The organism is [Ruminococcus] torques ATCC 27756 (assembly GCF_000153925.1).
Taxonomy (GTDB): domain Bacteria; phylum Bacillota; class Clostridia; order Lachnospirales; family Lachnospiraceae; genus Mediterraneibacter; species Mediterraneibacter torques.
In genome coordinates, this window is sequence record NZ_DS264348.1 from 1 (window position 1) to 1,810 (window position 1,810).

At 52.0% G+C, this 1,810-nt stretch carries 1 tRNA gene and 1 rRNA gene (1 of these 2 cut by a window edge); both read right to left on the reverse strand.

Annotated features, from left to right (window positions below):
* Positions 1-16: 16 nt before the first annotated feature.
* Positions 17-90, reverse strand: a tRNA-Asp gene (locus RUMTOR_RS05445).
* Positions 91-162: 72 nt separating this feature from the next.
* A 23S ribosomal RNA gene (locus tag RUMTOR_RS13230) occupies positions 163-1,810 on the reverse strand (it continues 1,029 nt past the right edge of the window).

Here is a 1,810-nt window from a genome sequence, read left to right on the forward strand (position 1 = left end):
CTAAGACCCCACATAACGACCCAGAAGAGACTCGAACTCTCGACCTCCGCCGTGACAGGGCGGCGCTCTAACCAACTGAGCCACTGGGCCACTTTTTAATTCAGGTTATACCCTGAAAACTACATACAAAGAATCTTTTTTCATCCATTGCCTATCTCCGCTTTGGTTATGCCCTCGACCTATTAGTAACAGTCAGCTCCATGTGTTACCACACTTCCACCTCTGCCCTATCTACCTCGTCGTCTTCAAGGGGTCTTACTAACTTGACGTTATGGGATATCTCATCTTGAGGGGGGCTTCACGCTTAGATGCCTTCAGCGTTTATCCCTTCCCGGCTTGGCTACTCTGCTATGCACTTGGTAATACAACAGATACACCAGCGGCCAGTCCACCCCGGTCCTCTCGTACTAAGGGCAGCTCCTCTCAAATATCCTACGCCCACGCCGGATAGGGACCGAACTGTCTCACGACGTTCTGAACCCAGCTCGCGTACCGCTTTAATGGGCGAACAGCCCAACCCTTGGGACCGACTACAGCCCCAGGATGCGATGAGCCGACATCGAGGTGCCAAACCACTCCGTCGATGTGAACTCTTGGGAGTGATAAGCCTGTTATCCCCAGGGTAGCTTTTATCCGTTGAGCGATGGCAATCCCACTTTATACCACCGGATCACTAAGTCCTACTTTCGTACCTGCTCCACCCGTCGGTGTCGCAGTCAAGCTCCCTTCTGCCTTTGCACTCTTCGAATGGTTTCCAACCATTCTGAGGGAACCTTTGAGCGCCTCCGATACCCTTTCGGAGGCGACCGCCCCAGTCAAACTCCCCACCTGACATTGTCCCCCAGCCGGATCACGGCTGCTGGTTAGAAACCCAATACTGCAAGGGTGGTATCCCAACATTGACTCCATGGCAACTGGCGTCACCACTTCCTAGTCTCCCACCTATCCTGTACATGCAATATCGAATCCCAGTATCAAGCTAGAGTAAAGCTCCATGGGGTCTTTCCGTCCTGGCGCAGGTAACCAGCATCTTCACTGGTATTTCAATTTCACCGGGTGCATTGTTGAGACAGTGCCCAAATCATTACGCCTTTCGTGCGGGTCGGAACTTACCCGACAAGGAATTTCGCTACCTTAGGACCGTTATAGTTACGGCCGCCGTTTACTGGGGCTTAAGTTCAAAGCTTCGCTTGCGCTAACCTCTCCCCTTAACCTTCCAGCACCGGGCAGGCGTCAGCCCATATACCTCACCTTTCGGTTTCGCATAGACCTGTGTTTTTGCTAAACAGTTGCTTGGGCCAATTCTCTGCGGCCATTCGCATGGCACTCCTTCTCCCGAAGTTACGGAGTCATTTTGCCGAGTTCCTTAACAATGCTTCTCCCGTCGGCCTTAGGATTCTCTCCTCATCCACCTGTGTCGGTTTACGGTACGGGTATCCTGTAAACAATAGCGGCTTTTCTTGGCAGCCAGCTCACACACTTCTCTACTTCTTTTCGATCCGCATCACGTCTTCGGATTGCACACCGGATTTGCCTGATGTACTCCTACCTCGCTTGCACCGGTCTTTCCATTCCCGGCTTGTGCTCTCTGTCTGCGTCCCCCACAGTTCTGTTACAGGATAGTACAGGAATTTCAACCTGTTATCCATCGACTACGTCTTTCGACCTCGCCTTAGGCCCCGACTTACCCAGGCAGATCAGCTTTACCCTGGAAACCTTAGATATTCGGCAGAGATTCTCACTCTTTCTCGCTACTCATTCCGGCATTCTCTCTTCTTAAAATCCACTGCTCCTTTCGGTACAGCTTCGT